Raw genomic sequence first — 23,082 nt, 5'->3', positions numbered from 1 at the left:
CTGGGCCAGACGGCAGATGGCCGGACTGGTCGCCCTCGTGCTCATCGTGGGCATGTTCCTGGTGGCCCACACACCCGGGGCGTCGGGTGCGCAGCGCCGGGCGATGGCCGAGGCGTACCGGTTCACGCCGCTCTCCATCGGGCTGCCCGGCGGATATCCGCAGCAGAGCGTCCGCCGGGTCAACAAGGACTACCGCCACATCGCGGCGTGGATCTCCTCCGTCGGCGCGGGGGTGGCGATGAACGACCTGGACGGCGACGGGCTCCCCAACGACCTGTGCGTGACCGACCCCCGCTTCGACCGGGTGATGATCACCCCCACGCCGGGGGCACGGGCCGACCGCTACGCCCCGTTCGCGCTGGACCCGGCGCCCCTGCCGATGAACCCGCACATCGCCCCGATGGGTTGCGCCCCCGGCGACTTCGACGAGGACGGGCGGCTCGACCTGCTGGTGTACTGGTGGGGACGCTCCCCGGTGCTGTTCCTGGCCCGCCCGGACCAGCCCCGGCTGTCCGCGACGGCCTACCGACCGGTGGAACTCGTCGCGGCACCGGTGGACGCGGCCGGCCGGTACGCCGGTGTGCGGTGGAACACCAATACCGTGACCCTGGCCGACTTCGACGGCGACGGCCACGATGACCTCTTCGTCGGCAACTACTTCCCCGACGGGCCGGTGCTCGACGACACCGTCAGCGGCGGCGTGGCGATGAACCGCTCGATGTCGGACGCGCACAACGGCGGGCTGGACCACGTGCTGCGCCGCTCCGGCACCGGGCCGGGCGGCACCCCGACGTACGCCGACGTGCCGGGGGTGTTCGACCGGGACGTCTCAGCCGGCTGGGCCCTGGCGGCCAGTGCCCAGGACGTCGACGGCGACCAACTCCCCGAGCTCTACGTGGCCAACGACTTCGGGCCGGACCGGCTGCTGCACAATCGGTCCACCCCCGGCGACATCCGGCTGGCCCTGGTCACCGGCGAAGAGAGCCGGGCGTTCGTGCCGAAGTCGAAGCGCCTCGGGCACGACTCGTTCAAGGGCATGGGGGTCGACTTCGGCGACCTGGACGCCGACGGCCTGTACGACCTGTACGTCGGCAACATCACCACCTCCTTCGGTATCCAGGAGAGCAACTTCGCCTTCGTCAACACCGCCCGCGACGTCGATGACCTGCACCGCCGGCTCGAACAGGGCAGGGCCCCGTGGCACGACCGCAGCTCGCAGCTGAACCTGGCCTGGAGCGGCTGGAGCTGGGACGTCAAGCTCGCCGACTTCACCAACCGCGGCGTCCTGGACATCGTGCAGACCAGCGGCTTCGTCAAGGGGACGGTCAACCGGTGGGCGCAGCTGCAGGAGGCGGCCACCGCCAACGACACCCTGCTGGAGCACCCGCTGTGGTGGCCGCACGTGAAGGTCGGCGACGACATCGCCGGCGGCCAGCACCTGCGCTTGCACGCCCGGGGTCCCGACGGGCGATACGTCGACCTCAGCGCGGAGTTGGGGCTGGCCGTACCGGTGCCCACCCGAGGGGTCGCCGTCGGCGACTCGGACGGCGACGGGCGCCTGGACATGGCCGTCGCCCGCCAGTGGGACGCCCCGGTCTTCTACCACAACGACAGCCCGGTCAGCGGCTCATCGCTGGAGCTGCGGCTGACCCACGAGGGGTCCGGCGGCGCGCCGGGGCAGCTCGGCTCACCGGTGATCGGGGCGTCGGTCACCGTCACCACCCCCGACGGCCGGATCCTGCTGGGCCGGGTCGACGGCGGCGGCGGGCACTCCGGCCGGCGCAGCTTCGACGCTGTCGTCGGACTGGGCCGGGTCGACGGGCCGCTGCGGGTCCGCATCGACTGGCGGGACCGCACCGGCGCACCCCACCAGCAGGAACTCCGACTCGCGCCGGGTCGGCACGCGCTGACCCTCGGTGCCCAGGCCCGGGAGGTGACGTCATGACCGACACCGCACCACGCGATGCGCGGATCATCGCGCTGCGCAACTTCGCGATCTCGATCACCGCGCTCAACGTCCTCGGCTACGCCGTGCTCGGCTTCGAGCAGGCTCCCCTGTGGCCGGTGGCCGCCGTGCTCACCGCGTACCTCACCGAGACGGTCCTGGAGGTGGTCGGGGCGCGGGCCGAGAACCGGGCGCCCCGGTTCACCGGGCGCGGCGTACGGGGCATGATCGAGTTCCTCTACCCCGCCCACATAACCGCCCTCGCCGTGAACATGCTGCTCTACGTCAACGACCGCATCCTCGTGACGCTGTTCGGGGTAATCGTGGCGATCAGCGGCAAGTGGTTGCTGCGCGCCCCGGTCAACGGGCGGCTGCGGCACTACATGAACCCGTCGAACTTCGGCATCAGCGTGGTGCTGCTGCTGTTCCCGTGGGTGTCCATCGCCCCGCCGTACCAGTTCACCGAGAACCTCAGCGGTTGGGCGGACTGGGTGCTGGTGGTGGTGATCGTCAGCTTCGGGACCCTACTCAACGCCAAGCTCACCGGACGGATGTGGTTGATCGGGAGCTGGCTGCTGGTCTTCGCCGCCCAGGCGGTATTCCGGGGGCTGGTGCTCGACACCGCCATCCCCGGCGCGCTGGCCACCATGACCGGGGTCGCGTTCGTGCTGTTCACCAACTACATGATCAGCGACCCGGGGACCACCCCGTCCCGGCCCGCGTCGCAGGTGGCCTTCGGCAGCGGGGTGGCCGTCGTCTATGGAGTGCTGGCCGGCGCGTCGGTGGTGTACGGCCTCTTCTTCGCCACCGCCATCGTCTGCCTGGTCCGGGGCGCGTTCCTGTGGTCGCTGCACCTGATGCGCCGGGATCGGCAGGGCCGGCCGGAGGCCGCGGCGGCCCACCCCGCCGCCCCGGCGGCCGTGGCCCCGGCCCCCGTGCCGGCCGCCGACCGGGTGCCGGAAGGGGCGGTGGCCCGCGCCTGACCGGGTGCGGGCCCACCGACCCACATGCTGAGGAGAACACATGGACAACCTCGCGATCGTCGGGATGAGCTGCCTGTTCCCCGACGCCCAGTCCCCGGCGCAGCTGTGGGAGAACGCGGTCGCCGGCCGGCGGGCGTTCCGCCGGCTGCCGGCCGGGCGGCTGCGCGCGGAGGACTATTGGGACCCGGACCCGACCGTCCCGGACCGGGCGTACGCCCGGACCGCCGCCGTGATCGAGGGCTACGAGTTCGACCGCCTGGCGTTCCGGGTCGCGGGCAGCACCTTCCGCACCACGGACCTGACCCACTGGTTGGCCCTGGACGTCGCGGCGCGGGCGCTCGCCGATGCGGGCTTCCCCGACGGGGCGGGGCTGCCCCGGGAGCGCACGTCGGTGATCGTGGGCAACACCCTCACCGGCGAGTTCTCCCGGGCCAATGTGCTGCGGCTGCGCTGGCCGTACGTCCGACGGGTGGTCGGGGCGGCGCTACGCGCGCAGGGTTGGTCGACGGGGCAGCTCGCCGGGTTCCTGGAGGGGTTGGAGGAGACGTACAAGGCGCCGTTCCCCCCGGTGGACGAGGACACCCTCACCGGGTCGCTCTCCAACACCATCGCCGGTCGGATCTGCAACCACTTCGACCTCGGCGGCGGGGGGTACACCGTGGATGGTGCCTGCGCGTCGTCGCTGCTGTCGGTGGTGACCGCGTGCCGCGCCCTGGCCGACGGTGAGGTCGATGTCGCGGTGGCCGGGGGCGTCGACCTGTCAATCGACCCGTTCGAGGTCATCGGCTTCGCCAAGGCCGGCGCGCTCGCCACTGGCGAGATGCGCGTCTACGACCGGGAGTCCGGCGGCTTCTGGCCGGGCGAGGGCTGCGGCATGGTGGTGCTGATGCGCCAGCGCGACGCGCTGACCGCCGGTAGGCGGATCTACGCCACCGTCGCCGGCTGGGGAATCTCCTCCGACGGGCGCGGCGGCATGACCCGGCCGGAGGTGTCCGGCTACCGCCTCGCGCTGGACCGCGCCTACCAGCGGGCCGGGTTCGGCATCGACACCGTGCCCGTCTTCGAGGGGCACGGCACCGGCACGGCGGTGGGCGACGGCACCGAACTGCGGGCGCTGGGGGCGGCCCGCCGGGACGCCGACCCGAGGGCCCGCCCGGCCGCGATCAGCTCGGTCAAGGCGCTGATCGGGCACACCAAGGCCGCCGCCGGCGTAGCCGGCCTGATCAAGGCGACCCTCGCCGTGCACCATCGGGTGGTGCCGCCGACCACCGGCTGTGTCGACCCGCACCCCGAGTTCGCGGCGGAGCGGCCGGCCCTGCGGGCGGTGCCCGTTGCCGAGCCCTGGCCCACCGATGCCCCGGCCCGGGCCGGGGTGACCGCGATGGGCTTCGGTGGGATCAACACCCACCTGGTGGTGGAGGGCGTGCCCGCCCGGCCGCCCCGCGCCGAGTCCGAGCGGATCACGGTGCTCGGCCGCTCCGCCCAGGACGCGGAGCTGCTGCTGGTGGACGCCGACAGCCCCGAGGATTTGCGGGCCCGCATCGGCGAGCTGCGCACGGTGGCCGACCGGCTGTCGTACGGGGAGCTGACCGACCTGGCCGCCGTGCTGCGGGGGCGGCTGGCGCAACGGCCGTACCGGGCGGCGGTGGTGGGGTCCTCCCCGGAGGAGGCCGAGCGGCGGCTCGGCACGGCGGCTCGGAGCCTGGACGCCGGGCACACCGCGCTGCTCTCCGTACCGGACGGGGTGTTCCTGGGCCGGGTCACCCGGCCGCCCCGGATCGGCTATCTCTTCCCCGGCCAGGGCTCCGGACGCGGCACCCGCGGCGGCGCGCTGCGGCAGCGCTTCGCCGCCGCCGACGAGATCTACCGAGCCGCCGGACTGCCCGAGGACGCCGACGGCGTGAATACCGAGGTGGCCCAGCCGCGCATCGTCACCGCCTCGCTGGCCGCCCTGCGGGTGCTCGACGCCCTCGGCGTGGAGGCCGCGGTGGCGGTGGGGCACAGCCTGGGCGAGCTGACCGCCCTGCACTGGGCCGGGTCGACCGACGCCGACACCCTGCTGCGCGTCGCCGCCGCCCGGGGCGCGGCCATGGCCCGCTGCCCGGAGCCCGGCACGATGGCGGGCGTCGCCGCCGGGCCGGAGGCCGTCCGCGACCTGGTCGCCGCCGAGCCGGTCGTCGTCGCCGGGTACAACGGGCCCCGGCAGACCGTCGTGTCCGGCCCCCGCGACGCGGTGCGGCGGGTGTGCGCGGCGGCGGCGGGGCGCGGCCTTCAGTGGGCGGAGTTGGCCGTGTCGCACGCCTTCCACTCCCCGCTGATGGGGCCGGCGGAGCGGGAGTTCGGCAGCTGGCTGGGCGACGTCACGTTCGCGGCGCCCCGCCGGGCGGTGGCGTCCACGGTGACCGGTGAGCTGCTGCCGGAGCCGGTCGACGTGCGGGAACTGCTGCGCCGGCAGGTGACCGCGCCGGTCCGGTTCGCCGATGCGGTGGCGGTCGCGGTCGGCACGGGTGTGGATCTCTTCCTCGAGGTGGGGCCCGGCCGGGTGCTCAGCCGGATGGCCGGCGACCTGACCGGGATCCCGGCGATCCCGGTGGACACCGACGGTGCCACGCTGGCCGGCCTGCTCGCCGCGGTGGGTGCCGCCTGGGTGGCGGGGGCACCGGTGCGGCACGAGGCGCTCTTCGCCGGCCGGCTCGTCCGGCCCTTCGATCCGGCGGCCGAGCCGAGTTTCTTCACCAACCCGTGCGAGGCGGCACCGGAGCTGACCGTGCCGGCACCGGCCGCGCGACGCGACGCCGAACCGGCGCGTCCCACCGGGGAGGGCACCGCCGGGGCGGAACAGGCGGTGGCGGTGCTGCGCCGGCTCGCCGCGGAGCGGGCCGAGCTGCCGCTGGACAGCGTCGGGGCGGACACCCGGCTGCTGGACGGCCTGCACCTGAGCTCCATCGCCATCGGACAGCTGGTCAACCAGGCCGCCCGGGAGCTGGGGCTCGAGGCGGTGCGGGCGCCGACGACCTTCGCCACCGCCACGATCCGGCAGCTGGCCGAGACGTTGCAGACCCTGGCCGTCGCCGGTGTCGACCGGTCCGCGCCGGCCGAGGCGACCGGGATCGCCGCGTGGGTCCGGCCCTTCGCGGTGGAGCTGGTCGCCCGCCCGCGCCCGCACCGGGTCGCTGCCCGGCACGCCGGCTGCTGGCAGCTGTACGCCCCGCAGGGGCACCCGTTCGCCGGGGCGCTGCGCGACGCCCTGCACCGGGCCGAGCTGGGCGACGGTGTCCTGCTCTGCCTGCCCGAGGAGTGCGGCGAGGCGGACCTGGCGCTCGCGCTGCCGGCGGTGCAGGCCGCCGTGGCGCAACCGGGCGAGGCCCGTCTGGTCGTCGTGCAGCACGGCCGGGGGATCGCCGCGCTGGCCCGGACCTCCCGGCTGGAGAGCCCTCGGCTGCGCACCACCGTGGTGGACCTGCCGCCGACCGGTGCCGGTGAGGTTGAGGTTGCGGGTCACGGTGAGGTTGACGGCGACGCCGTGGCGCGGGTGGTCGCCGAGGTGGCCGGCACCGAGGGCTTCGTGGAGGCGCGCTACGGCGACGACGGGCTGCGCCGCGTACCGCTGCTGCGGCGGCTGGTCACCGACGGCGATGTCGCGCCGTCCGGCCCACCGCTGGACGGACGGGACGTGCTGCTGGTCAGCGGCGGCGGCAAGGGCATCACCGCCGAGTGCGCTGCGGCCCTGGCCGCCGACACCGGGGCCCGGCTGGCCGTCCTCGGCCGCGCGGACCCCGCCGGGGACGCCGAGCTGGCCACGAACCTCACCCGGCTGCGGGAGGCAGGCACGACCGTGCACTACGTACGCGCGGACGTGACCGACCCGGCGGCCGTGCGCACGGCGGTGGCCGAGGTGACCCGGGTGCTCGGCCCGGTCACCGCCGTGCTGCACGGCGCGGGGCGCAACGAGCCGGCCGCCCTGACCAACCTGGACCTGCCGACGGTACTGCGGACGCTGGCCCCGAAGGTGGACGGCCTGCGCGCGGTGCTCGACGCCGTCGACCCGGCCCGGTTGCGGCTGCTGGTCACCTTCGGCAGCGTGATCGGACGCGCCGGCCTGCCCGGCGAGGGGCACTACGCGCTGGCAAACGACTGGCTGGCGGAACTGACCTCCGACGTGGCCCGGCGTCACCCCACCTGCCGCACGGTCTGTCTGGAGTGGTCCGTTTGGTCCGGGGTAGGCATGGGCGAGCGGCTGGCGGTGGTCGAGTCGCTGGCCCGGGCCGGCGTAACCCCCGTCACCCCCGACCAGGGGATCCGGCTGCTCCGCGAGGTGCTGGCCCACCCGGCCCCGCCGGCCGTGGTGGTGCTGACCGGCCGCACCGGGACCCTCGACACCGTCGCCTACGACCGGCGGGAGCTGCCGCTGCTGCGGTTCCTGGAGCGACCGCTCGTGCAGTACGACGGCATCGAACTGGTCACGGAGGCGGAGCTCTCCGTCGCCACCGACCCGTACCTGGAGGACCACCGGCTCGACGGGAGCCTCCTCTTTCCGGCGGTGCTGGGGCTGGAGGCGATGGCGCAGGTGGCCACCGCCCTCACCGGCACCACCGGGGTGCCGGTGGTGCGGGACGCGGTGTTCTCCCGGCCGATCGTCGTGCCGGCCGACGGCTCGACCACGATCCGCCTCGCCGCCCTGGTCGCCGACGACGGGCGCATCGACGTGGCCGTCCGCACCGCCGAGACGGGTTTCGCCGCGGACCACTTCCGGGCCACCCTGTCGTTCGACCCGATCGGCGGCGAGGCCGACGATCCCGGGCCGGTGGTCGGCGACCCTCCCCCGCTGGCCCTGGACCCGGGCCGGGAACTCTATTCCGACGTGCTCTTTCAACGGGGCCGGTTCCGGCGGCTGCTGCGCTATCGGCGGGTGGTGGCCCGGTCCACCGAGGCCGACGTGGCGACCGCCGACGATGGCTGGTTCGGAGCGTTCCTGCCCGCCCAGTTGGTGCTGGGCGACCCCGGCGCACGGGACGCGTTCATGCACGGCATCCAGGTGTGCGTGCCGGACGCGACGTTGCTGCCCGTCGGTGTGGACCTGATCGAGCCGGCGGGACCCAAGCTCGCCGCCACGGGGGAGGTCCGGTTCACCGCGGAGGAACGCGGGCACTCCGGCGACACGTACCGCTACGACGTGACGGTGCGGACCGCCTCGGGGACGGTCGTCGAGCGGTGGCGGGGCCTGCGGCTGCGGGCGGTGCGGCGGCGCGACCCGCGCGGGCCGTGGACGCCGGCGCTGCTCGGACCGTACCTGCAACGCCGGCTGCCGGAGGTGGTCGGCGCCGACGTCACCGTGGTGGTGGAGCCGCACGGCGTGGACCCGGCCGGCGCGGAGCGGCGCGCGGTGACGGCCACGGCCTTGTGGCGGGCGGTGGGCAGCCCGGTGCGGGTGGCGTACCGGCCGGACGGGCGGCCGGAGGTCCTCGGGGGGCCAACGGTCTCGGCCGCGCACGGCCCGGGTCTGACCCTCGCCGTGGCCGGCACCGGCCCGCTCGCCTGCGACGTGGAGGCGGTGACGCCCCGGCCCACCGGGGTCTGGCGGGACCTGCTCGGCCCACACGTCCGGCTCGGCGAGCTGCTCGGCGCGCGGGACGGCGACGCCGCGACCGGGCACACCCGGGTCTGGTGTGCGATGGAGTGCCTGCAGAAGGCGGGGCAGTCGCCGGTGGCGCCGCTGAGCCTGGCGTCGGACGGCCCCGACCCCGGGTGGGTGGTGCTCACCTGCGGGGACCTGCGGGTCGCCACGTTCGTCGCCACCCCGCACGGCCGGCCTGGGCCGGTGGTGGTGGCGGTCCTGACCGGAAGGGAGGCATGAGATGGCGGACTTCTGGACCTACCAACACGTGGTCGGATTCGAGGAGACCAACCTGGTCGGCAACGTCTACTACGTCAATTACCTGCGGTGGCAGGGGCGGTGCCGGGAGATGTTCCTGCACGACCGGGCCCCGGAGGTGCTCACCGAGCTGCGCGCCGGCCTGAAGCTGTTCACCCTGCGGGTGGATTGCGAGTACTTCGCCGAGCTGGCTGCCTTCGACGAGCTGACCATCCGGATGGGGCTGGTGGAACTCACCCAGACCCAACTGGAGCTGAGCTTCGACTACCTGTGTACCCGCGGCGCCGACCAAGCGCTGGTGGCCCGGGGCCGGCAGCGCATCGCGTGCATGCGGGGCACGGACGGGCAGACCGTGCCGGCCCGGGTGCCGGCGGCACTGGTCCGGGCGCTGGTCCCGTATCGGGACGCCTCGTCGGCGGCGACCGTCCGTGGCTGAGCGGCGGGGCGCACCGATCTTCGTCGGGCGGCTGCGCTCCGTGCACCGGGTCGGGGCGCCCCGGGCGCTGGTCTTCTTCGGCGGCCGGTTCGGCCAACTGACCGCCCCGACCGCCCCGCCGCCCGCCGCCAGTGACCCGCCCCCGCCCGGCTGAACAGGACCCGAGCCGCGGCCAATCCAGCTTTGTTCCACCCGTCCCCGAACCGTACGGAGGAATCATGGCGACCTCACAGCAGTACCGGGCCGGCGAGACCGGTCGTCTCAACGGCGTCTGGCACCGCGCCGCGCTGAACGTCTTCATGCTCGTCGTCGTGGCCCACTGGGCCGAGCACATCGTCCAGGCGGCGCAGATCTGGGTGCTCGGCTGGCCCCGGCCCGAGGCGCGTGGGGTGCTCGGCATGCCCTTCCCCTGGCTGGTGGAGCAGGAGTGGCTGCACTACGGCTACGCGCTGGTGATGCTCGTCGGCCTGTGGATGCTGCGCGACGGCTTCGTCGGCCGTTCCCGGCGCTGGTGGCTCGCGGCCCTGGCCATCCAGGTCTGGCACCACCTCGAGCACCTGCTGCTGCTGGTGCAGGCGCTGACCGGAACCTACCTGCTCGGCCGCGCGGTGCCCACCAGCCTGCTCCAGTTGGCCCTCCCCCGGGTGGAGCTGCATCTGTTCTACAACGCGGTGGTGTTCCTGCCGATGGTGGTCGCGGTCTATCTGCACCTGCGCCCGAACGAGTTCGAGCTGGATCGGATGAACTGCAGCTGCCGCCATGTCGCTCGAACCGCCTGATCCGGCCGAGTCGCGGGCCGGGAACCGGGCCGTCATCCGGCGACGGGTGGCCGCCGTGGCGGTGGCGCTGCTCGCCCTGTCGGTGGTCGGCCTGGGGCTCGCCGTGTCCCGGTCGCCGGCCCGGCTGGAATCCGTCGCCCCGGCCGACGAGGCGCGGCCGGCCACCGCTGCGGGCGCGCTGTCGCTGACCTTCAGCGGCCGGGTCGACCCCCGGGAGGCGCACGTGACCGTCGTGGACGACACCGGGCGGTCGTCGACCGGGCCGGTCCGGGTGCACGGCCGGACAGTGACCGTGTCGCTGCCGACCTCCGGCCCGGGCGACTACCTGTTGGGCTACCACGTGCTCCTCGGGGACGGTAGCGCCGTATCCGGGCAAACCACCTACCGGGTCGGGCCGGACCCCGTCGCGTCCCGGCGCAGCGGGGCCCCCCGGGCAGTCGGAGCACCCGGTGCGGCCGGGCACGACCACGTCGGCTCGGGGCCGCTGACCGTCGCGGTTCTGATCGTCGCCACCGTCCTGACCGGACTCACGCCCGCAATCCTGTTCCGGCGGCCCCGGCGGCCCCGGCGCGACGGCTGACCTCGAGCGGGCGTCCCAGCTGCCCGTCGCGCGGTGCGCGGTGCGCGGGCGGGCGGCGGTGCGGCGCCCGCAGCCGTCAGCAGGCTCGCGTCCGGCCCTGGTCAGCGAGCCGGCGCAACGCCGCCAGCAGACCGTCGCCGAGGATCGCGGCGACCGCGTGGTGGCAGGCCGACCCCGCGTGCCGGTTGGCGATCGGAGCGAGTCGCCGGTCGGCCTCGACGCTGCCTTCGGCTGCCCGAGCGTACGCGTCGAGCGCGTCGACGTCGGCGTCCAGGCCGACCTGCCGCAGCGCGACGACCAGGTCGGTGGCCGCCCGCCACGCCGGGTTTTCCGGGTCGACGTCCCAGCCCCTACGCCCGATTAGTTCGCCGACGGTCGTCGCAGCGGCGGCACGGATGCGGGGATCGGCCGGTGGCGGGGCGCTCGGGCCTGGCCGTACCGTCTCCGACAACGCGGCCGGCACGTCCGGATCCGGCCGGTCCAGTTCGGCGAGCAGCCGGCCGATCTCGGCGATGCTCAGCCCACCGGCGTCGAGCAGCACCCGGACCAGCCGCAGCCGGAACACGTGCGAGTCGGCGTAGCGGGCCTGGTTGGGGCTGGTGACCTCCCCCGACGGGAGCAGCCCCTCGCGCAGGTAGTACTTGATAGTCGGCACCGGCACCCCGCTGCGACTGCTGAGCTCCGCGATCCGCATCCCCACCTCGTTCCGCCGGTCGGCCGTCCGGCCCGGGCCGGACGTGGCACCTGACCCATCCTGGCTGGCGGATCGCGGGACGGCTTCTCGCACCTTGCGGCGTTGCCCGTCGCCGTCGGCCCGTCCGATGGTGACGTGGCGGGCGGTGGTGACAATCCGGCCGAGTGCCGTCACCACGCCCTGGCCTGGCCGCTCGGCGCCGGGCAGAGCCGGCGCGCGCCGGGGCACCGACCCGGCCACGGCCGAAGCCGGCTCACGGGCTCAGCTCGGGCAGGGTGACCGCGCGCAGGTGGGAGGTGGTGTAGTCGCAGTACCAGATGCGGGAACCGTCCCAGGTCAGGCCGGTGGGGTTGCCGGTGACCGCGTACGAGACGACTTCCAGGCCGCTGGCCAGGTCGACGACCGTGACGCTGCCGGCGGGGTGGTCGGCGTAGACGAGGTGGCGGTCGGAGACGGTCAGGCCGGCGACGGCGCCGGTGACGGCGATGGTCTTGAGTAATCGGCCGTCCCCGTCGCGCAGGTCGATCAGCCCCAGGTCCTCGTAGCCGAACCAGGTGCCGTGCCGGCTGACCTCCAGCCCGCAGAGCTTGTGCCCGGGGCGCGGGGCGGGCGTCTCGGCGACGATCGCGCCGCTGTCCGGGTCGATGGCCCGCAGCGCGCGCTCCCCGCCGACGACCTGGAGCAGGTGGCCGTCTCGGGTGGCCAGGTCGGTGCGGACGTCGGGGCAGTCGATCCGCCGCTCGACGGTGCCGGCGATCGGGTCGACCGCCATGATCCGGCCCTGGTCGGCCTCGGAGAACCAGAGGAACTGGCCGGACCAGGCGAGGCCGCACAGCCGTCGCGCCGGCACCGGGATGTCGCGTACCGATTCAGCCCTGAGGGACATCACCACTCCTCGCACCCACGGACCGGGCTCCGGAGACCGGCCGAGCCACCCGTCGCTATCTCATAGTCCAGTTAACGGGCGGAGGGGAGGGCCGTCAAGGAGCGCCGGCGAGCCGGTGGACGTCAGCGGTCGGATCGCGCTCGATCACCAGCCGATGGGCGCGAACCGGACGGGCTCCGGGAGGGGAGCCCGTCCGGGGGGACGTCACGGGGCTGGTCAGGACCGCTGGGTGGCCAATCGGCGGGTGAAGAACTCGTCGGCCAGGTACTGGTCGGCGGAGAAGTGCCGGCCGCTGGCGAGCTTGCCGTCCACGAACGACCAGAGCACCGTCCAGCCCATGGTGACCTCCTGCCCATCCGAGTCGCCGCGCACCCACTGGGTCTCGACCACGTAGGAGTCGTTGGTGCCGGTGATGAGCTTCTCCGGACGGAAGCCCATGCCGCCCATCCGGTCGAAGAACGCCATGACCTCCTCGCGGCCCCGCTTCGCCCCGGACATCGGATTGCGGCCCGGAAAGTGCCAGGTCAGGTCCTCGGTCGTCACCTCGGCCAACGCGGCCATGTCGCGCTTGCTGTATGCCTCGAAGAATCGGCTGATGGTGTCCAGGTGGGGATGCGTCACGGAGCTGCCTCCAGTTGGCACGGATCAGGATGAACACGTGGGGGCCGGAAGGAGCGGCACCAGGAATCGGACGTGCCGCACGCCGACGCACTATACCTATCACAATTGGGGCGAGCCGGCCGGCTTACCGCGACACCGCGTGCCGAGCCGGCCTCAGCCGGTCACCGCCGCCTTGTCGCCGCTCTCGAGGAACTCGCGCAGGTTCGCCAGGATCGGCGTCCAGCCCTCGCGCCACCCGTCGACCTCGTCGGGGCCGGACAGCTGGTCGTGCACCAGCCGCAGCCGCACCCGCTCGTTCGCCAGGGGCGTCAGCCCGAAGGTGACCCGGGTGTACGGGCGTTGCGCCGCGCCCTCCTGGAGTTCGTGGCGGAACGAGTAGGAGAGCCTGCGCGCCGGCTCGTACGCGAGGACCGTCCCGGTGTCGGTGACCGTGGCGCCGTCGCCGTCGTGGAACCGGACCGGGGACCCGGGAGCCCAGGTCGACTCGATTCGTCGGTCGAACCAGTAGCGCCGGGTGACGCCGCCGTCGGTCAGCGCCCGCCACAGCCGCTCGGGCGTGGTGGCCAGGTCCATCTCGTGCACGAAAGCGGGTGCGGTCATCGGGTGTCGTCCTCCTCGGCCGGCCCGGCGGTTCCCCGCGCGTCGGCGCAGGTGCGACGGGTGGGGTGCGGATACCTACAAAGAGTTAGCGCAGGCCCTGGGCCGGGTCAAGCAGACGCGCCCGATGCTGGCGGACTCACCGCCGGATGGCTCCGGAAACTTCTTTCTCATATAGTCATTCGCTGAGGCGTCTGTCCCCCGCGCCCGCCCGCCCGTCCCCCGTCCCGCCGCGCACCGGACGCCCGCCGGCGGACCCCAGGAGGAGCACGATGGACCGTACGACCGACCCCGACCCCGACCCCGCCCCCACCGCGTCCCGCCGCGCCCGCGTGGCCGGCGTCTACGACTACTACCTCGGTGGCGACCTGAACGACGACGTCGACCGGGAGTTCGCCCTCCGGATGATGGCCAGCGTGCCCGAGGCGCCCGAGGTGGCCCGGCTCAACCGGGCCTTCCTGGCCCGCGCGGTGCGGCACTGCGCCCGGGCCGGCATCCGGCGGTACCTCGACATCGGCTCGGCCATCCCCCGCGTCGGCACGGTGCACGAGATCGCCCGGGCCGTGGTCCCCGACGCCCGGGTGGTCTATGTCGACATCGAGCAGGAGGCGGTGGCGCACGGCCGGGCCCTGCTGGACGGCACGCCGGGAGTGGCGATGATCGAGGGCGACCTGCGCCGACCCGATGACCTGCTCGCCCGCCCCGAGGTGCGCCGCCTGCTCGACCCGGGCGAGCCGGTGGCCCTGCTCCTGCTCGGCGTGCTGCATTACGTCTCCGACGCCGACGGGCCGGGCGCGCTGGTGACCCGGTACCGCGAGGCGGTGGCCCCCGGCAGCATCCTGGTGGTCTCGCACGGCACCGACGACGGGGCGCCGCAGCCGGTCCGCTCGATGGTGGACATCACCGAGGAGGGGCAGACCACGGCGTACATGCGCACCCGGGCCGAGGTGACGGCGTTCTTCGCCGGATTCAACCTGCTCGACCCCGGCGTGGTCTTCCTGCCCCGGTGGCGGCCGGAGCCCGGCGACGAGCCGGGCTCGCCGCGCGCGGCCGTGATGGCGTACGGCGGCGTCGGCCACCGGGCGACCTGACCGTCCCGGCGGCCGCGGGCCGGGCGGGCGGTCAGGCGGGCGCCGGGGCGTCGGCGGCGAGGTCGACGGGGAGCACCGGCTCGACGAGCAGCCTGCGGTACCGGCCGGCGACCGCCGCGCCCGGGGCCCCAGCGCCCAGCCAGCGCCGCACCAGGCGGGACCCCTCGATGTACGTCGTGGTGTACGCCCGCCACAGCGGGTCGGTCAGGAACACCAGCATCTGCCGGGCCCGCTCGTCGCTGACCAGCATCGCACGGGCCAGGAAGCCGGCGACCTCGTCGGGCGACCCACCCCGGTCGTGCAGCATGATCGCCGCGTCCTGTCGGGCGGCCAGCAGCCGACCGAAGGCGGTCTCGATGCGCTCGGCGCGTTCACCGTCGAACCGCAGCCCGACCTCGGCCAGCACGTCGGCGGTCCAGGCGCCCCACCCGGGGCCCAGCGCGGCGTGGATCGCCTGCTCCGCCATCCCCTCGGCGACCAGGCACTGGGGAGTGTTGACCAGCGCGATCGAGTGCTCCGCCCAGCCCCGGGCGCGCACCAGCTCCGCCTCCTTGAGGCAGTGCTCGGCGTGGTGCCCCGGGTACGCCTCGTGGGTGGCCACGAACGGCAGCGCGGTGATCCGGTGACCGACGTCGGCGTTCAGGGCGACCCGGGAGCGCAGGCCGCCGAGGTAGGTGTTGAACGCGTTCCACGGCTGGCCGGTGACCACCTCGAAGTCGACGCGCTCGCCCGGCGGGAGGGGGAACCGGTCGGCCAGCTCGGCCCGCAGGGCCTCGGCGACCGCCCGCACCGCCGGGCCGAGCCGGTCCGGGGGCACCCGGTCCCGGCGGTGCGCCTCGACGAGCCGGTCCCGCAGCGGCGCGGAGCCGGGTAGTTCGGCGGCCAGCTCGGCGTGCGCCGAGGCGTACCAGTCCGGGTCCCGCAGCTCGATGCGAACCTGGAAGTACGCCTCGATCTCCCGCAGGAAGGGCAGCTCCTCCCCCGCCAGCCGCCGGCCGCCGCACTCCAGGGCGGTCAGCTGCGCGGTGAGGAATCGTTGCCGCGCCGGCTCCAGTCCGCTGTCCGGGACCGCGACGGCCACCTCCCGGGCCTGCCGGACCAGCTCCGCCGCGGTCGGCAGGGGTTCGTCGCGCACCTCGCGCTCCAGGGCCGGGTCGCCGATCCAGCAGTCGACGAACCCGTCGACGAGCCGGCCGAAGCGCAGCCCGAGCAGCAGGTAGTCGCGGACGACGGCCGGCGGCAAGCCCGTCGATTCAGTCGCGGCCTCCATGCCCACCCCTCAGTTCACTATCCGAAGTGTAAGTTTCCGGACCCAGCCTCACTCATCGGGGCAGCACACGTCAATCATCGACACTTGACCGACCGCACAGTGGTATAAGAACCTATAGCGGATTGCGACGATCGTGATCGCTGCAACAGAGAGCCGTCCCATGCCTGTCCCGGCCGCCCCGGCCGCGGTGTCGCCCTGGCCGCTCAGGGCGACCGGCGCTGGCACCGCCCGTCGCCGGGCACCCGACCGATGACGCCACCTCGCCCCCCACGTGGGAGGATCCGTGTCACCATCTCCTCATCCGTCCCGGCGCCGCACCATCGCCGGCGTCCTCAGCATCCTGTGCGTCCTGACCACCGACGCCCTCTTCGGGGCCGGCGGAGGACTCGGCGCGTCCGCCTCGACACCGGTCGCCGTCACGACGTCGAGCGTGCGGGGCACCGACGGCCAGACGTACACGGTCACCAATCACCTCACCCCCGACGCCCGCCGCGGTTCGACCCGCCGGGAGTGGCTGCTGGTCTGGGCCGGCGACGCCGGGCCGGACGGCGCCACGGGTGCCCCGGCCGCGGCCACCGACTCCGGCGCGGCGGCCGGCACGGCGGGGCACGGCCACTCGGGCAGGGCGGGCTTCGGCGTGCAGGGGCCGGACTTCCTCGCGGTCCTCGACGCCACCAAGGGGTCACCGAGCTACGGCCGGGTGGTCAACACGGCCACGCTCGACCCGCTGCGGGCCAACGAGCCGCACCACCTCCAGTACTCCTGGCACAAGGGCGACAAGGTGTACGCGGGCGGCATCCTCTCCGACACCACGTTCGTCTTCGACGTGGCACGGCTGCCCGAGGTGCGGCTCTCCGGCGTGAACACCCCCGGGGACACCCCGTGCGGCTCCGTGCCGGACGCGTACGCGGTGCTGGGCGACGGCACCGCGTACAGCACCTACATGGGCGGGCCGAACCTGACCGGCCCATGCCGGTACACCAACGGTGAGGTGCGCGTCGGCAACGGGTACGCCGGCTCCCCCGGCGAGATCGTCCGCATCGGCCCGGACGGACGGACGTTGAGCGAGGCGCCGGCGATGCCGGCTGCCGGGGAGAGCTCCGCCTGGTGTCCCAACCGGCCCGCGCTGGCCAAGCCGACCTGCGCCAACCCGCACGGGCTCGCGGTCCGGGAGGACCTGAACCGGATGGTGGTCTCCGACTTCGCCGAGATCCGCAACTACCTCGACAAGCCCGACGGCGAGTTCGACCCGTACCTGATCCGGGACACGGTGCGGGTCTTCGACATCTCCGACCGGAACAACCCCCGGCTGGTCAACGTCAGCCACCTGCCCAGCGGGCCGCGCACCGAGGCGTTTCCCGTCTTCGAGGAGGAGAAGCTCTTCATGGAGACGGCGGTGACGCACCAGGGCCGCAATCGGGGGGCCTTCGCCTCGACCATGTGGGGCGGCGCGGTCTTCTACACGCCGGACATCACCGCGGCGACGCCCGCCTGGCGGGAGGTCTTCGACGACACCACCGCCTACCGCCGGTTCGACACCTCCGGCCGGCTCAGTGGGGCCGGGGACGGCGGCAGCTGGCTGCAACTGAGCCCCGACGACCGGTTCCTCTTCCACACCGTGATGGGGGTCCAGCTCGGCGGGGAAAGCGAGCTGACCAGCGGCATGGTGTACGTGCTGGACGTGCGGAAGCTGCTGTCCGCCGGCCGGAAGGCCCGGTGCCGGATCGACACGCTGCCGGAGGTCACGGCAGGCGGCGCCGAGGCCGACTGCCCGGCACTGGTGGACGTGCTGCCCGTCCGCGACGTCACCGACGGCGGGCCGCACTGGGGGGCGATGGACACCTTCGCGCAGCGCGGCGGCCTCCACAGCACGTACCGGGAGGACTCCCGGGTGGAACGGATCGCCACCGCGAACTACTTCCTGGCCCGGCTGGGCAGCGACGGCGACCACCGGGTGTGCATGATCGATGTTGCCCCCTCCGGTGGGCTCTCGGTCGACTCCTCGTTCCGCGACGAGCAGACCGGGACAGCGTGCGTCAACTTCGATCGGGAGTTGTGGCCGCACGGCGCATTCGGCGACGCCCGACCGCACGGGGTGCTGTTCGCGGTGGCCGACCAGGACCTCAGGACCGGCCGTCCCTGACCCTCTTCCGCACGACGATCCGCCCCGGCCGCGCGCTGGCGACCGGGGCGGACGGGAAATCGGCGGCTACCCGGCGTTCAGGGCCGCGGTCACCGGGGTGACGGTGCCGCCGGGGAGCCAGGCGGTGCCGTGGTGGCCGCCGTGCCCGGCGAAGTCGCCCGGCACGGTGAGCCGGGCCGCCGCATAGAGCCGTACCGGGCCGGTGAGGTGCCCGCCGTTGGCCTCCAGGTACGCCTGGTAGCCGGCGGCGCTGGGTGGCACGTCGGGAGCCACGGCCGCCAGCGCGCCGAGGTACCGCTGGGTGCCCGGGTCGAGCGGCCCGAACGCCAGCGGCACGACCTGGCCGACGGGCTCGCCGAGCAGCGGCGCGTGCAGCAGCCAGGGAGCGAGGTAGGCCCCGGCGGGCGCGGCACGCCGGCCGTCGGCCACCTCGCGCAGCGTACGGTGGGCGAGGTCCCAGCCGGAGAGGATGAACACCGGGCCCCGGGCCGCCGGATCCACCGCGACGCCCCGCCTGCCGGCCTCGGCCGCGACCGCCCGGGCCGCCTCCCGGGACCGGGGGGAGTCGTCGCCCACCACGCTGATCTCGTCGCCTCCCCTGGAGGCGACGAACCGCACCGCGGCGAAGAGGGCAGCCCGGTCGGGAACCGTCAGGCGCTGCGCCGGGCAGGACGCCAACGGGCCGTGCTCTCCCGCGGCGAGGCGCCCCAGCGCCGCCGTCGCGCACTCCGGCCCGTCGGGGCCGGTCAGCTCGTCGAGCGCCCGGGGACCGGTGCCGACGGGCACAGGAAGCGCCGCGGTACGGCCGGCCCGACCGATCCAGACCGTGCGCTGCCCGGGGGCCAGTTCCACCGTGGCCCACGCCCCGCCGCCGCCGACCCGGACAGTGGCGGGGGTGAGCGCGGTGGGCGCGGCGCCGACGGCGTACTCCGCCGACGGCACCCGCACCAGGTTGCGCCCGGGGCGGCCGGGCACGACCAGCACGGAGGCGGTGTCGCCGAGGTCGACCCGGCCCAGCACCGGCACCCCCACGGGCTCCGCGGTCATCGGGGCGGACGCCCCGGCCACCGTGGTCAGCACCGCGGCGAGGACCAGCAGCCCGTAGGCCGGACGGCTCCGGCGGCGGCCGCCCGACGATCCGGGCCGGGCCCGGTCCGTCAAGGCCCGGCCGGCCGGGTCAGTGAAGGTCGGCATCGGCGACGGCGAACAGCACGCCGTGGGGTCGGGCGTTGCCCGTGGCGCCGTGCGGCCACCAGGCCCGGTTGAAGCTGACGCACGGCTCGTCGGCGTACTCGTCGCGGAAGGTGTTGTCCAGCGCCGGCCGGCCGTCGTCGGCGATGTCGATGAGGCAGACCCGGTGGTCACCGTCGATGCCGGACTGGGCCAGGAAGTAGTTGGACGTCGCCACCCGGTCGATTCGGTCCTGGTCGCGCAGCTTGCCGCCGAGACCCGGGGCCCGCCCGAAGTGGTCGATGGCGCCCCAGTGCGGGCCGACGCCCAGCAGCGGTGACACCGCGTCGCGCAGCGGGACGACGCCCAGCAGCGCGGGGCAGTCCGGCTCGACCCCACCGGCGCTGACCTCGGCGACCGTGTCGATCCGGCACCGGGCGTCCTTGCCCGCGGCCAGCAGCTTCTGGATGTCGAGGACGTAGAGCATGCCGCTGTTGACGTCCCGGGGCTGGCGCGGGTCCGAGCCCATCACCGCGTGGAACAGGTAGCGGTCGTCGAGGCTGGTCTGGAGCCAGCTGCCACCGGAGTTCGAGCCGGTCAGCAGCCCGGTGGTGTCAAAGGCCCGGTACGCGGTGGTGTCGTCGAAGATCTCCTGCCACCGCGGGTTCGGCGCGGTGATGTCCGGGGTGTAGAAGATCGCACCACCGGCCATCGTGGAGACGAAGGCGCCCTTGTGCCTGCGTTGGTTGGTCACGGTCGTCTCCATCACCATGCGCGGCTCGGAGAAGGCCGGAAGCTGGTCGACCCGGGGGCCCTCCGGCAGGTGTGCGACGGAACGCAGCCTCGGCCGATTGCGATTGGAGATGTCGAAGATCCGTACGGTGTCGCGCAGCAGGTACGGGTCGACCACCTCGCTGCTCGGATCCAGGTAGTTTCGGGCCTCGGCGAAGTCGCTGACCACCATGAGGTTCAAGTCCTCGCGCACCTGGACACCGTGCGGATTGGCGCAGGTCGCCGGCTGCACCTGCGGGATGCTCTTGCAGGTCTCGGGGCTACCGCCGGTCGGGAAGTCGGCGGGGGCCTCGGCGAGCGTTCGCCCGTCCGGGCCGATCCGGACCACCTCGCCGGGGGTGCCGCCGAAGCCGTTGCCGTTGCGCACCTCGCCGTTGCTGTATCGGCACGGACCGGCGACGTCCGGACCACCCATGTACGTGACGTACGCCGTGCCGTCCCTGAGCACCCAGGACGCATCGGGCAGCGACCCGCACGGGGTGTCCGCCGGTAGGTTGATCCCGACGAGCCGGATCTGCGGCAGCCGGCTGGCGTCCAGCACGTACGTGATGTCGCTGAACAGGCCGGCGGCGTAGAGCTTCTGCCCCTTGTGCCAGATGTACTGCAGGTGATGCGGCTCGTTGCCCACCACCGGGGACATGGTCACCGTGTTGACCACGCGGCCGTACTCCGGTGATCCCTTGGTGGCGTCGATGACGGCCAGGAAGTCGGGGTCGCCGGCCGCGCCGGCGGTCGCGTGGTGCCCACCGGCGGCACGGCCGGCCGTGCCGCCGGTGACGGGGTTCTCGTCGCCGGCCCAGGCGAGCAGCCACTCGCGGGGGGCGCGGGGCCGGCCGGACGCCTCGTCCCGGACGAGGTGGTTGGTCGCCGTGTACGTGGCCCCGTCGGAGCCGACGACGCTGGAGGTGACCCGGTCGACCGGCGCCGCCTCCACCCGTGGTTGGTCCGAGAGGGCGAACACCAGGGTCGTGGCGACCGCGATGGCGCCCGCCCTCATCCATCGACCACGTCGGATTGCTATGAACACGGCTTCTCCCGATCGTCAGAGGGACCTTCCGGCACGGTGTCCGGCGACGGCCGCCGGGACCATGGAGACCGGGCCGGCACGGGGACACGGGCCACCGGAAGTTGCATGCAGGGACCCGGTTAACTATCTGATTCTAAACTGATGAGCAGATCAGCGGAAGGCTGCCGCTGTCCCGGAGGCACCGCCTCAGTCGGGACGCCGGCCGCAGACCACGAGCACCTCGCCGGTGGGCCGGACCGGCCCGTCAGGGAAGGCCGCGCCGAAGGTCCGGACCGCGTCGTCGTGGATCGCCTGCCGGGTCCGCTCCGGCAGCGACGTGAGCAGCGGGATGAACGGCCCCGCCGTCCGGGCGAAGAACTCCCACGCCGCCGCCGGGTCGGCCGCCTCGAAGATAGGCGCCTCGAACACCTCGGTCCGCAGGTCGACGAAGCCCGCCTCGGTGAACAGGTGCGCCAACTCCTTCAACGAGGAGAGCCCCACCGGCCCGGAGTCGTCCTCCGGGCCCTTCTCGGGCAGGGGCACGTGCCGGCTGACGATCGCGTTGGTAAGCCGGAACGGCATGCACCGCTCGGCCGCGCCCAGCGTCATGGCCACGAAGCGCCCGCCGGGGCGCAGGGCGTCGAGGACCGCCGCCATCGCCCCGGCCCGGTCCGGCATGTACTGCAGGCCGGCCCGGCAGGTGGCGGCGTCGAAGCTGCCCGGGGGCACGCCGAGAGTTGTCTCGTCGGGCACCGTGCGGAACTCCACGTTGCCCAGCCCCAGCTCGACGGCCACGGCGCGAGCGCCGTCCACCATCGCCTCGACGAGGTCGAGCCCGAGGACGTGACCGTCACCGCCGACCCGGCGGGCGATGTCGAACGCCGGGTTGCCGACCCCGCAGGCCAGGTCGAGCACCCGGTCCCCGGGCCGCGGGTCGGCCAGCCGCAGCATCGCCTCCGTGATCGGCCGGCTCGGCTCGACGAAGTTGGCGCGGTACTCCCGCCACGCTCCGGCGCACAGCGTCCACTCGGTGCGTTGCTGGTCACGGACGGCCTGCGAGTTCATCTGGACCTCCTCGGGCGCGGCGGCCACCGTGGCCGCCGGTCGGTGCGCGGAACGCGACAGCACGACTGGGAAAGGGGCGAGTGGCTCAGCGCGAGGCGCCGGCCACCCCGGTGAGCAGCAGCACGGTCGAGGGAAGCTGGACGGTGCCGTCGGGCGCCTGGTAGTTCCCGGCCAGCCGGGCCACGTCTGCCCACAGCTCCGGGTCGTCCTCGGAGCCGAGCCGTTCGCGCAGCATGGCCCGGACCGGGCCGGGAAGCACGCCCCGGGCATACTCCGCGAACCGCTGGGGGGACTCGATCCAGAACGGTGCCTCCAGCCGCTCCACCCGCACGTCGGCGAAGCCGGCGGCGGTCAGCTCGGCGTGGCAGCGCTCGGGGTCGGCCATCGAGTACGGGCCGGGCGCGTCCGGGGGGACCGGCGGCGGCGGGGTGGGGCCCTGCAACCGGGGGATGATGGCGCGGAACGGCAGGCCGACCACCATGGCCTCCTGGGGCGGCCCCCAGACGGCGGCGGCGAACCGCCCACCCGGTGAAAGGATGTCGTGCAGGGCGCGCAGCGCGGTGGCCCGGTCGGGCAGGAACATCAGTGCCCACCGGCTGAGCACCACGTCGAAGGAGTGCGCCGGCAGCGCCAGGTCGGCGAGGTCGCCCACCTCGAACCCGGCCTGTGGCAGGTCGGCGGCGCGGCGGCGGGCGATGTCGACCATGGCCGGCGAGACGTCCACCCCGAGCAGGCGCCCGGAGGGCCCGACGACGCGCGCGGCGGTCAGTGCGGGCTCGCCGCAGCCGCTGCCCACGTCGAGCACCCGTTCGCCGGGGCGCAGGCCGGTGAGCTCCAGCAAGCGGTGGGTCACGGCCGCACCGCCGCGTTCGAAGGTGTCCCCCCATGCCTGCCAACAATCGCTGACCGAGTCCCAGGTCCGTCGCTGCTCGGCCAGGACGCTCTCCCTGGTGGGAACCGACATGCTCATGGGTCTCCCCTGCTCGTCGGGGCGGACGCGGCCACTGGCACGACGTTCCTCGGGCACCCGCCGACAGCGGCGTCGCACCCGCGGCCAGGCCGCGAAGGACAGCACCACTCTAGTCAGGGAGAGACGCAATGTGCTAGATGTTCTTCAAGTGTCCGTTGAGGATGGTCGGCCTTCCGCCCCGG

The 23,082-nt window shown here is 74.1% G+C and carries 18 protein-coding genes; 9 read left to right on the top strand and 9 right to left on the bottom strand.

Features of this window, described 5'->3' with window-relative positions:
• Positions 1–16: 16 nt before the first annotated feature.
• The 7 genes from SNR22_RS09565 to SNR22_RS09535 all read left to right on the top strand — a co-directional run bounded on the left by SNR22_RS09565 (position 17) and on the right by SNR22_RS09535 (position 10,595).
• Positions 17–1,945 carry a VCBS repeat-containing protein gene (locus tag SNR22_RS09565; RefSeq protein ID WP_320066303.1) on the top strand — a complete coding sequence of 643 codons (1,929 nt, stop codon included), beginning with the start codon at positions 17–19 and terminating at the stop codon, positions 1,943–1,945.
• Entirely contained in the window at positions 1,942–2,928 is a 987-nt protein-coding gene (locus SNR22_RS09560; protein WP_320066149.1) for an enediyne biosynthesis protein, read from the top strand. The genes SNR22_RS09565 and SNR22_RS09560 overlap by 4 nt, the downstream gene beginning before the upstream one ends.
• A 40-nt stretch (positions 2,929–2,968) precedes the next feature.
• Positions 2,969–8,782, top strand: a complete 5,814-nt coding sequence (locus tag SNR22_RS09555) for a type I polyketide synthase (RefSeq protein ID WP_320066148.1) — start codon at positions 2,969–2,971, stop codon at positions 8,780–8,782.
• Between the two features lies 1 nt (position 8,783).
• Entirely contained in the window at positions 8,784–9,236 is a 453-nt protein-coding gene (locus SNR22_RS09550) for an acyl-CoA thioesterase (protein ID WP_320066147.1), read from the top strand.
• Entirely contained in the window at positions 9,229–9,390 is a 162-nt protein-coding gene (locus tag SNR22_RS09545; protein WP_320066146.1) for a hypothetical protein, read from the top strand. Before SNR22_RS09550 ends, SNR22_RS09545 begins: the two co-directional genes overlap by 8 nt.
• Before the next feature lie 64 nt (positions 9,391–9,454).
• On the top strand, positions 9,455–10,015 hold the full coding sequence (locus tag SNR22_RS09540) for a hypothetical protein (protein ID WP_320066145.1): 561 nt from the start codon (positions 9,455–9,457) through the stop codon (positions 10,013–10,015).
• Positions 9,996–10,595, top strand: coding sequence for a copper resistance protein CopC (locus tag SNR22_RS09535; RefSeq protein ID WP_320066144.1), 600 nt, complete (start codon positions 9,996–9,998; stop codon positions 10,593–10,595). Before SNR22_RS09540 ends, SNR22_RS09535 begins: the two co-directional genes overlap by 20 nt.
• A 76-nt stretch (positions 10,596–10,671) precedes the next feature.
• On the opposite strand, the gene SNR22_RS09530 is transcribed toward SNR22_RS09535, so the two are convergent.
• The 4 genes from SNR22_RS09530 to SNR22_RS09515 form a co-directional block, all read right to left on the bottom strand.
• Positions 10,672–11,289 (bottom strand): MerR family transcriptional regulator, encoded by a 618-nt coding sequence (locus tag SNR22_RS09530; protein ID WP_320066143.1) that lies wholly within the window; start codon positions 11,287–11,289, stop codon positions 10,672–10,674.
• Between the two features lie 253 nt (positions 11,290–11,542).
• Positions 11,543–12,175 (bottom strand): hypothetical protein, encoded by a 633-nt coding sequence (locus SNR22_RS09525; RefSeq protein WP_320066142.1) that lies wholly within the window; start codon positions 12,173–12,175, stop codon positions 11,543–11,545.
• Between the two features lie 216 nt (positions 12,176–12,391).
• Complete coding sequence (locus tag SNR22_RS09520) at positions 12,392–12,796, bottom strand: nuclear transport factor 2 family protein (protein ID WP_320066141.1); 405 nt, start codon at positions 12,794–12,796, stop codon at positions 12,392–12,394.
• 153 nt (positions 12,797–12,949) lie between these two features.
• Complete coding sequence (locus tag SNR22_RS09515) at positions 12,950–13,396, bottom strand: SRPBCC domain-containing protein (protein ID WP_320066140.1); 447 nt, start codon at positions 13,394–13,396, stop codon at positions 12,950–12,952.
• 269 nt (positions 13,397–13,665) lie between these two features.
• On the opposite strand from SNR22_RS09515, the gene SNR22_RS09510 reads away from it, so the two are divergent.
• A complete protein-coding gene (locus SNR22_RS09510; protein WP_320066139.1) occupies positions 13,666–14,484 on the top strand; it encodes an SAM-dependent methyltransferase in 819 nt (272 codons plus the stop codon).
• 31 nt (positions 14,485–14,515) lie between these two features.
• Here the strand turns inward: SNR22_RS09510 and SNR22_RS09505 are convergent, their stop codons facing one another.
• Complete coding sequence (locus tag SNR22_RS09505) at positions 14,516–15,754, bottom strand: DUF885 domain-containing protein (protein WP_320066138.1); 1,239 nt, start codon at positions 15,752–15,754, stop codon at positions 14,516–14,518.
• Between the two features lie 283 nt (positions 15,755–16,037).
• Here SNR22_RS09505 and SNR22_RS09500 point away from each other — a divergent pair, with 283 nt between their 5' ends.
• Positions 16,038–17,897 (top strand): hypothetical protein, encoded by a 1,860-nt coding sequence (locus tag SNR22_RS09500; RefSeq protein WP_320066137.1) that lies wholly within the window; start codon positions 16,038–16,040, stop codon positions 17,895–17,897.
• Positions 17,898–17,963: 66 nt separating this feature from the next.
• Here SNR22_RS09500 and SNR22_RS09495 read toward each other — a convergent pair whose 3' ends face one another.
• The 4 genes from SNR22_RS09495 to SNR22_RS09480 form a co-directional block, all read right to left on the bottom strand.
• Positions 17,964–19,091 carry a hypothetical protein gene (locus tag SNR22_RS09495; protein WP_320066136.1) on the bottom strand — a complete coding sequence of 376 codons (1,128 nt, stop codon included), beginning with the start codon at positions 19,089–19,091 and terminating at the stop codon, positions 17,964–17,966.
• Positions 19,075–20,856 carry a hypothetical protein gene (locus SNR22_RS09490; RefSeq protein ID WP_320066135.1) on the bottom strand — a complete coding sequence of 594 codons (1,782 nt, stop codon included), beginning with the start codon at positions 20,854–20,856 and terminating at the stop codon, positions 19,075–19,077. The genes SNR22_RS09495 and SNR22_RS09490 overlap by 17 nt, the downstream gene beginning before the upstream one ends.
• A gap of 216 nt (positions 20,857–21,072) precedes the next feature.
• Positions 21,073–21,930: a methyltransferase domain-containing protein gene (locus SNR22_RS09485; protein ID WP_320066134.1), complete on the bottom strand. Its 858-nt coding sequence runs from the start codon at positions 21,928–21,930 to the stop codon at positions 21,073–21,075.
• Between the two features lie 85 nt (positions 21,931–22,015).
• The gene (locus SNR22_RS09480) at positions 22,016–22,900 is read right to left on the bottom strand and encodes a class I SAM-dependent methyltransferase (RefSeq protein WP_320066133.1); all 885 of its coding nucleotides are present in this window, start codon (positions 22,898–22,900) and stop codon (positions 22,016–22,018) included.
• Positions 22,901–23,082 lie beyond the last annotated feature (182 nt).

The sequence above is a fragment of the Micromonospora sp. RTGN7 genome (assembly GCF_033804645.1).
In the GTDB taxonomy this organism is placed as follows: Bacteria; Actinomycetota; Actinomycetes; order Mycobacteriales; family Micromonosporaceae; genus Micromonospora.
This window is presented reverse-complemented; position numbering and strand designations above follow the sequence as displayed.

Excerpts from the sequence above, each read along its gene's own strand:
- SNR22_RS09565 (WP_320066303.1), top strand. The coding sequence starts at position 17 with ATGGCCGGACTGGTCGCCCTCGTGCTCATCGTGGGCATGTTCCTGGTG.
- SNR22_RS09560 (WP_320066149.1), top strand. The coding sequence starts at position 1,942 with ATGACCGACACCGCACCACGCGATGCGCGGATCATCGCGCTGCGCAAC.
- SNR22_RS09555 (WP_320066148.1), top strand. The coding sequence starts at position 2,969 with ATGGACAACCTCGCGATCGTCGGGATGAGCTGCCTGTTCCCCGACGCC.
- SNR22_RS09550 (WP_320066147.1), top strand. The coding sequence starts at position 8,784 with ATGGCGGACTTCTGGACCTACCAACACGTGGTCGGATTCGAGGAGACC.
- SNR22_RS09540 (WP_320066145.1), top strand. The coding sequence starts at position 9,455 with ATGGCGACCTCACAGCAGTACCGGGCCGGCGAGACCGGTCGTCTCAAC.
- SNR22_RS09535 (WP_320066144.1), top strand. The coding sequence starts at position 9,996 with ATGTCGCTCGAACCGCCTGATCCGGCCGAGTCGCGGGCCGGGAACCGG.
- SNR22_RS09530 (WP_320066143.1), bottom strand. The coding sequence starts at position 11,289 with ATGCGGATCGCGGAGCTCAGCAGTCGCAGCGGGGTGCCGGTGCCGACT.
- SNR22_RS09525 (WP_320066142.1), bottom strand. The coding sequence starts at position 12,175 with ATGTCCCTCAGGGCTGAATCGGTACGCGACATCCCGGTGCCGGCGCGA.
- SNR22_RS09515 (WP_320066140.1), bottom strand. The coding sequence starts at position 13,396 with ATGACCGCACCCGCTTTCGTGCACGAGATGGACCTGGCCACCACGCCC.
- SNR22_RS09510 (WP_320066139.1), top strand. The coding sequence starts at position 13,666 with ATGGACCGTACGACCGACCCCGACCCCGACCCCGCCCCCACCGCGTCC.
- SNR22_RS09505 (WP_320066138.1), bottom strand. The coding sequence starts at position 15,754 with ATGGAGGCCGCGACTGAATCGACGGGCTTGCCGCCGGCCGTCGTCCGC.
- SNR22_RS09495 (WP_320066136.1), bottom strand. The coding sequence starts at position 19,091 with ATGCCGACCTTCACTGACCCGGCCGGCCGGGCCTTGACGGACCGGGCC.
- SNR22_RS09490 (WP_320066135.1), bottom strand. The coding sequence starts at position 20,856 with ATGAGGGCGGGCGCCATCGCGGTCGCCACGACCCTGGTGTTCGCCCTC.
- SNR22_RS09485 (WP_320066134.1), bottom strand. The coding sequence starts at position 21,930 with ATGAACTCGCAGGCCGTCCGTGACCAGCAACGCACCGAGTGGACGCTG.
- SNR22_RS09480 (WP_320066133.1), bottom strand. The coding sequence starts at position 22,900 with ATGAGCATGTCGGTTCCCACCAGGGAGAGCGTCCTGGCCGAGCAGCGA.